Annotated in this window: 7 protein-coding genes; 2 read left to right on the top strand and 5 right to left on the bottom strand. The window is 66.8% G+C overall.

Annotated features, from left to right (window positions below):
* The first annotated feature begins 202 nt into the window (after window positions 1-202).
* On the top strand, window positions 203-970 hold the full coding sequence (locus ACFWF3_RS18370; RefSeq protein ID WP_379314582.1) for a helix-turn-helix domain-containing protein: 768 nt from the start codon (window positions 203-205) through the stop codon (window positions 968-970).
* Window positions 971-1,014: 44 nt separating this feature from the next.
* Here ACFWF3_RS18370 and ACFWF3_RS18365 read toward each other — a convergent pair whose 3' ends face one another.
* On the bottom strand, window positions 1,015-1,494 hold the full coding sequence (locus ACFWF3_RS18365) for a MarR family winged helix-turn-helix transcriptional regulator (protein ID WP_379314581.1): 480 nt from the start codon (window positions 1,492-1,494) through the stop codon (window positions 1,015-1,017).
* A gap of 106 nt (window positions 1,495-1,600) precedes the next feature.
* Between ACFWF3_RS18365 and ACFWF3_RS18360 the strand changes: the two genes are divergently transcribed.
* Complete coding sequence (locus tag ACFWF3_RS18360) at window positions 1,601-2,731, top strand: GDSL-type esterase/lipase family protein (protein WP_379314580.1); 1,131 nt, start codon at window positions 1,601-1,603, stop codon at window positions 2,729-2,731.
* A 71-nt stretch (window positions 2,732-2,802) separates the two neighbouring features.
* On the opposite strand, the gene ACFWF3_RS18355 is transcribed toward ACFWF3_RS18360, so the two are convergent.
* The 4 genes from ACFWF3_RS18355 to ACFWF3_RS18340 all read right to left on the bottom strand — a co-directional run.
* Window positions 2,803-3,039, bottom strand: a complete 237-nt coding sequence (locus ACFWF3_RS18355; RefSeq protein WP_379314579.1) for a hypothetical protein — start codon at window positions 3,037-3,039, stop codon at window positions 2,803-2,805.
* A gap of 196 nt (window positions 3,040-3,235) precedes the next feature.
* Window positions 3,236-5,179: an acetoacetate--CoA ligase gene (locus ACFWF3_RS18350; RefSeq protein WP_379314578.1), complete on the bottom strand. Its 1,944-nt coding sequence runs from the start codon at window positions 5,177-5,179 to the stop codon at window positions 3,236-3,238.
* Window positions 5,176-5,922, bottom strand: a complete 747-nt coding sequence (locus ACFWF3_RS18345) for a 3-hydroxybutyrate dehydrogenase (protein ID WP_379314577.1) — start codon at window positions 5,920-5,922, stop codon at window positions 5,176-5,178. The genes ACFWF3_RS18350 and ACFWF3_RS18345 overlap by 4 nt, the downstream gene beginning before the upstream one ends.
* A partial coding sequence (locus ACFWF3_RS18340; protein ID WP_379314576.1) for an MFS transporter occupies window positions 5,919-7,117 on the bottom strand: 1,199 nt, incomplete at its 5' end. The genes ACFWF3_RS18340 and ACFWF3_RS18345, both read right to left, overlap by 4 nt.

Genomic DNA, 7,117 nt, shown 5'->3' with positions numbered 1-7,117 from the left:
GGACTTCGCTGTCCAGCTCGCGAACCCCATCCGTGCCGACGCCGGTGACGAATGGACTGCAGGCGGGTCGGCACCGTATTTCCGGTACCATTCACTCCCCTGAAGCCGACCCGCCTGCTTGTCACCAGCGCCCATCCGGCTTTCGAGCCCTGGAAGAATCAGCCGTCGCGGTTCCGGTCGGCGCACCGATACTCTGGCAAGGGTGACCGACGGTGCGCCTGTGAAATCGTGTGGTCCGACCCGCTCACCGATGGCCTGGATCAGGCCGGGTTATGCCGGGTACATCGGACCCGAACTCGGTGTCGACCTACATTCCACCTCTGTCGCGGTGCTCAGCGTCGGGCTCGACGGGCCGTTCGCCCTCGAGACCGCCACCCACGGCGAAATACTCACTCGCAGCGCGTACAGCCCTGCCCGGGCGGTGCACCGGGTGAATACGCTCGGTAAATGGATCCTGCTCCTGTGGTCGCCCGCTTCGGCCATCGCAGGCCAGATGACGACCACCGAGGGGCCGTACGGATTCGCCCACCTGCGCGAGCGCGAACTGGTCGAACAATGCCGGCTACCTGATGCGGACCCGGGCCGACTCCTGACGATCGCAGTCGGCGGTCCCCCGGCCGACATCGATCCGCGCATCGAACGCGTGGCGGCCGCGATCCGTCAGCATCCGGATCACGCGTTTCGGGCCGAACCGATCGCCGCGACCCTCGGTCTGTCGACATCGCACTTTCTCCGGTTGTTCGTCCAGCAGTACGGGACCACGTTCCGCCGCTATCAACAGTGGGCCCGCGTCATCCACGCGATGAGAGCTGTCGCCGCCGGCCACGACCTGACCCGATCCGCGACGGACGCGGGATTCGCCACACCCTCGCATTTCAGCGAGACCTTTCATCGCATGTTCGGGATGTCCGCCACGGCAGCCCTGCGCTCAGGGCTCCGATTCGACCTCGAAACCACGTCAGCACCTTGATGGTTACCCCGGTCAGCAATCCAGATCACCGCGATTAACCACGCTCAGGACCGGTCGGACAGGGCGGTGGCGGCTGGGTTGGTGGCATCGCGGATCACGCGCAAGCCGGTGATCAAGCCGTCGAGTTGAATGGGGGTCAGCTGACCGGTGAGCCATTGCTCGAGGGCAGCGAGATAGTCCGGAAGGACCTCTTCGAGGCGGCGGATGCCCGCATCGGTCAAGGCCGCGTAGGCGCTGCGCCGATCAGCCGGGTCGAGTTGGCGTTCGACCAGACCCGCGGTGGCCAGCCGGTCGACCAGACGGGTGACCCCACTGGTCGAGAGCTCGGTTTGTGTGGCCAGGTCCGACATCCGCAGGCGGCAGCCCGGGGAGCGACTCAGTCGCAGGAGGGCATTGAGGTCGAGACCGGACAGGCCGTGCGCTTTCCAGGTCGGCTCGAGTTTGGCGATGAGGCCGTTGTGCGCCTCGAAGAGCAGGCCGGAGATGGTGAAGCGGGGGTCGTCGAACAGCTCGCGCACGGACATAACGCCAGCATAGCTGATATTTGCCATGCGGATAGTTGACACGAGGAATACCTACGAGTAAACCTATGCGTAAGCATTATTCCGCACAGCAAATATCGGAGAGATCATGCAGAACAGCACGTGGGTAGCCGGCTTCCGGACCGGTGTCATCGACCCGAACGAGCAGATCAAGCTCGCCGAATCACGGGAGTTCAGCGACGAGACCGTGCGCCACGTCCTGCACATGGCAGGCGGCGGCGACGCGGTGCGCGTGCGGTTGACCAACCGCTACGGCGCCGCCCCGCTGCGGATCGGTGCCACCCGGCTCGCCCAGCGCAAGACCGGTTCGGCGATCGGCACGGATCGCGAGGTCACGTTCGGCGGCGCGGCGGACGTCACCATCGACGCGGGCGCCGACCTCGTGAGCGATCCGATCGATCTGGCGGTCGCCGCGGGCGAAGACCTGCTGCTCAGCCTGTACATCCCGGCGTCGACCGGCCTGGCCACCTTCTCCCACCAACCCGGTGAGATCGCCTACATCGTCACCGGCGACCACACTGCGGACGTGGAACTCACCGGTGCCCACGAGGTTCCGTTGCGCTTCTTCGTCACCGGGATCGACGTGCTCGTCACCGATCCGACGGCGGTCGCCGTCGCGTTCGGCGATTCCTGGTTCGAAGGCGTCGGCACCACGCTGAGCGCCAATCACCGCTCCGTCGACGTTCTCAACGCCCGCCTCACCACGGGATGGGTCGTCAACAACGGCATCGCGGGCAATCGTCTCACCGCCGAGGAGATCGGCGAATCCGGTGTACGCCGTTTCGACTCCGACGCGTTGCAGGTCCCCGGTGTCACCGACATCCTCATCAATTTCGGTATCAACGACCTCATCCTCGGTGCGATGGGCGGCCAGTCTTCCGCGACCATCGAGGAATTGATCGCCGGTTTCACCGCCCTGGCCGCGCGCGCCCACGCCGCCGGACTGCGCATCCACGCCGCCACCATCGGCCCCTACGCCGGCTGCGTCTACCCCGGCATGCCGCTGCTGGAAACCCAGCCGACTCGCCACGCCGTCAACGAATGGCTGCGCACCACCGACGTTTTCGATTCGATCTTCGACGTCGATCGCGCCGTGGCCGACCCGCACCGTCGCGACTACATCCGCCCCGAGTTCGACAGCGGCGACGGCATGCACCTCAACGACGCGGGCGCTGCGGCCATGGCAGCCACCGTCGATCTCACCGCCCTCTTCCGCTGACATATCGATCGAGATCAGCACGCTCGCACCGTGTCCGCTTCGGTGCGAGCGTGCTGATCGGCAAGGGGTGCTCAGTGCTCGCGGTCGGTCAACCGCAGAGTCACCTCGATGGGTGGGACCCAGGGCTCGGGTAGTTCGTCCAGATCGGCGAGGGTGGTGTGCACGAAGGCCGCGATCCGATGGCGGGCCGCCGAACTCAGCCGTTCGACCCGGTCCGAGGTCAGCGGACTGTCCGCGAACTCGACCACGGGAAGATCGCCGGCGTCCCCCGCGATCGTCTCCGACCTGTTCTCCGTGCGTCGCACCATCGCGTCCCCCACCCTTCCGAACGGTCTCGGCGGTCGCTCGGGCACAAGCAACCAGCGCCGCCGACATTCATCAGCAAACATCTGGATTACAACATGACCAAGCGTCCACAACAAGCGTTATTCTCGGCGAATGTTGCGTAGATCGTGACGCCGCACGCCGATCGACACCATGGTCTCAGCGCGTGACGCCGGCAAGCTATGTTCGGGCGAATCGGGCGTACCAAGCGAGCAGTGCGGGGTCGTCGACGGCGCTGGGATCCACGACGGTCGTGGGATCGGCGCCCTGCAGGAGCTTCTTGATGGGGACTTCCAGCTTCTTACCGGTGCGGGTTCGGGGGATGCCGGGGGCGATGATGATGTCGTCCGGGACGTGGCGCGGGGAAGTCCGCGTGCGGATGACCGCGCGGATCCCGGCAGTCAGGTCGTCGGTCAGAGTGATGCCGTCGGCGAGCACGACGAACAGGGGCATCCAGTAGCCGCCGTCGGGTTGCTCCGCGCCGATGACCAAGGAGTCGGCGATTTCCGGGAGCTGTTCCACCGCTTGGTAGATGTCGGCGCTGCCCATGCGGATCCCGTGGCGGTTGAGAGTGGAGTCGGACCGGCCGTGCACGATCACGCTGCCGTGTTCGGTACGGGTGATCCAGTCGCCGTGGCGCCATACACCGGGAAAGGTGTCGAAATAGGCTGCGCGATACCGAGTTCCGTCCGGATCTTTCCAGAATCCGACGGGCATGGAGGGCATGGGCTCGGTGATGACGAGTTCACCGACTTCGCCGTGCACCGGGTTGCCCTGTTCGTCCCAGGCTTCCAGGGCCACCCCCAGGTAGGGGGCGGACAGCTCTCCGGGCCGGACCGGGACGGTTCGCGCCCCGCCCGCGAAGGCCGAGACCACGTCGGTGCCGCCGCTGATCGACGCGACCGGAATGTGCGCACCGACGTTGTCGCACAACCAGATCGACGACGACGGAGGCAGCGCCGACCCGGTGACACCGATCAGGCGCAAGGCCGTCAGGTCGTGTTCACGCCGCGGCACCACACCTGCCTTCGCGCAGGCCAGCACATAGCCGGGACTGGTGCCGAGAACTGTCGCGCGTACTCGAGCGGCGATGTCCCACAGCGCATCCGGGGCCGGATAGCCAGGGCTACCCGCGTAGCAGACGATGGTCGCGCCGACCAGCAGGCCGGCGACCTGGAAGTTCCACATCATCCAGCTCGGGCTGGTGTACCAGAGAAAGGTGTCGTCGGCACCGATATCCGACTGCAGCGCCATCGCCTTCAGGTGCTCGAGGAGCACCCCGCCGTGACCGTGGACGATGCCCTTGGGCAGACCTGTCGTGCCCGAGGAGTAGAGCACCCAGAGCGGATGGTCGAAACCCACCTCTGCCGTCGAGAGCGTGGATCGATCGCCACCGGCGGTGACATCCGCCCAGTTCAGCGTGCCGGACAGCCGCTCCTGCGACACCACGATCGTCGCCACCACCGTGGGCAGACCGGCGCGCAGTTCGGTGATCTCGTCGGATCGCCGGTGCTGCTTGCCTGCGTAGCGGTAACCCGTACACGTCACCAGCACCACCGGCTCGAGCTGCCCGAGCCGGTCCAGCGCCGCCTTCGCCGAGTAGTCCTGCCCGCACGCACTCCACACAGCGCCGATGCTCGCGGTCGCCAGGAAGGCGATCACCGCCTCGGGGATGTTGGGCAGGTACCCGGCGACCCGGTCCCCTGCCCGAACACCCAAGCCGCGCAGCGTCTGCGCGAACGCCGCCACCTGGTCGAGCAGATCGTCCCACGACAACTCGCTGACCGACCCGTCCTCCGCCACCGACACGATCGCGCGACGATCGGGGCGGGCCTGCCGGATCACCTGGTCGACATAGTTCAGCCGAACCTCGGGAAACCATCGCGCCCCTGGCATTTCCGAAGAGGCCAGCACCGGACCGGGGCGGTCGCCGAGTTCGAAGTAATCCCATACCGAACCCCAGAATCCGTCCAGATCGTCGACCGACCACTGCCACGACGCGTGGTAGTCGGGCACCGCGACGGTGTGCCGCTCGGCCACGAACCGCGCGAAGTCGGTGATCCGAGCTCGGGCGATGTCGTTGTCGTCCGGCACCCACTGCGGTGCCGATGCCACTGCGGTCATCGGGCGCTCCACCCGCCGTCCATGACATAGGACGAGCCGGTGACCATGCCCGCGGTGTCGGAGGCGAGCCAACCGACCAGCGCCGCGACCTCGTGCGGCTCGATCAGCCGTTTGATCGCACTCTCGGTGAGCAGCACCTTCTCGAGCACCTCCTGCGCCGGGATCCCGTGCGCGGCGGCCTGCTCGGCGATCTGCTTGTCCACCAGCGGGGTTCGCACATATCCGGGGCTCACACAGTTGCTGGTGACCCCGTGCGGGCCGCCTTCGAGCGCGGTCACCTTCGACAGCCCCTCCAGTCCGTGTTTGGCCGTCACGTACGCGACCTTGAACTGAGAGGCGCGGATCCCGTGCACCGAGGAGATGTTCACGATCCGGCCGAAACCCCGCGCGTACATGTGCGGGAGGGCAGCGCGGATGAGCAAGAACGGCGTTTCGACCATCAGCGTCTGCATGGTGCGGAACCGGTGGGGTGCGAAATCCTCGATGGGGCTCACGCTTTGCACGCCCGCGTTGTTGACGAGAATGTCGGTCTCGAGCCGCAATTCGGCCAGTGCCTCGACTTCGAGCAGATCGACGTTCCACGCGTGCCCGCCGATTTCGTGCGCCACCGCCTTCGCGGCGACTCCGTCGATGTCGGCGACGGTGACCTCGGCGCCGCGCGCGGCCAGCTCCCGCGCACACGCGGCGCCGATACCGCTCGCCCCACCGGTGACCAGTGCCCTACGTCCGGTGAGCTCGCTCATGCGGCAACACCTTTCGTGGCGGAGGCGTCGGCGAGATCGACAGATTCGAGGTCGATGCCTCGGGTCTCCTTCGCGCACACCACCGCGATCACGGTGACCGCCGCCGCGCACGCCAGGTACCAGGCGATCGGGACCGACGAACCGAACTCGTCGAGCAGCTTGACCGCGATGATCGGCGCCAGCGAACCCGCCACGATCGAGGTGACCTGGTAGCCCAGCGACACACCGGAGTAGCGCATCCGGGTCGGGAACATCTCGGCCATGATCGCCGGCTGACCGGCGTACATGAATCCGTGGAACACCAGCCCGATGATGATGGCGGACAGGATGATCACGCTGTTGCCGCTGTCCATCATCGGGAAGGCGAAGAAGCCCCAGGTGGCCGCGGCGACCGCGCCGGCCAGGTAGACCGGGCGGCGCCCGACACGGTCACCGAGGCGACCAGCTACCGGAATCACCACCATGTGCACGGCGTGGGCGATGAGCAGCCACCACAGAATCGTCGTGGTGTCGGCGTGCACGTGAACCTTGAGATAGGTGATCGAGAACGTGACGACCAGGTAGTACATGATGTTCTCGCCGAAGCGCAGACCCATCGCGGTGAACACACCGCGCGGGTACTTGCGCAGCACCTCGAACGGGCTGAACGAGGCGGCCTTGGCCTGGTCCATCGACTGCTGCGCGGCCACGAAGATCGGGGCGTCGGTCACCTTGGTGCGCACGTAGTAGCCGACCAGCACGACCACCGCCGACAGCCAGAACGCCACGCGCCAGCCCCAGCTCAAAAACGCCGCGTCCGACAGGGTCGAGGTCAGCACCAGCAGCACGATCGTGGCGAGCAGATTGCCCGCGGGCACGCCGGCCTGCGGCCAGCTCGACCAGAAGCCGCGACTGCGACTCGGGCTGTGTTCGGCCACCAGCAGCACCGCGCCGCCCCATTCGCCGCCGATCGCGAAGCCCTGGACGAAGCGCAGGATCACCAGCATCGCCGGTGCCCAATAGCCGATCTGGGCGAAGGTCGGCAGGCAGCCCATCAGGAAGGTCGCCGCACCGACGAGCACCAAACTCACCTGCAACAACTGCTTGCGGCCGTATCGGTCGCCGAAGTAGCCGAAGACGATGCCGCCGAGCGGGCGCGCCGCGAAACCGACGGCGTAGGTGACGAAGGCGGCCAGGATCGCGTCGAGGTCGCTGG

It is taken from the genome of Nocardia sp. NPDC060220, from assembly GCF_042727815.1.
Lineage (GTDB): Bacteria > Actinomycetota > Actinomycetes > Mycobacteriales > Mycobacteriaceae > Nocardia.
Note: the sequence above shows the minus strand (reverse complement) of the source record. Positions and strands in the feature narration are given on the sequence as shown.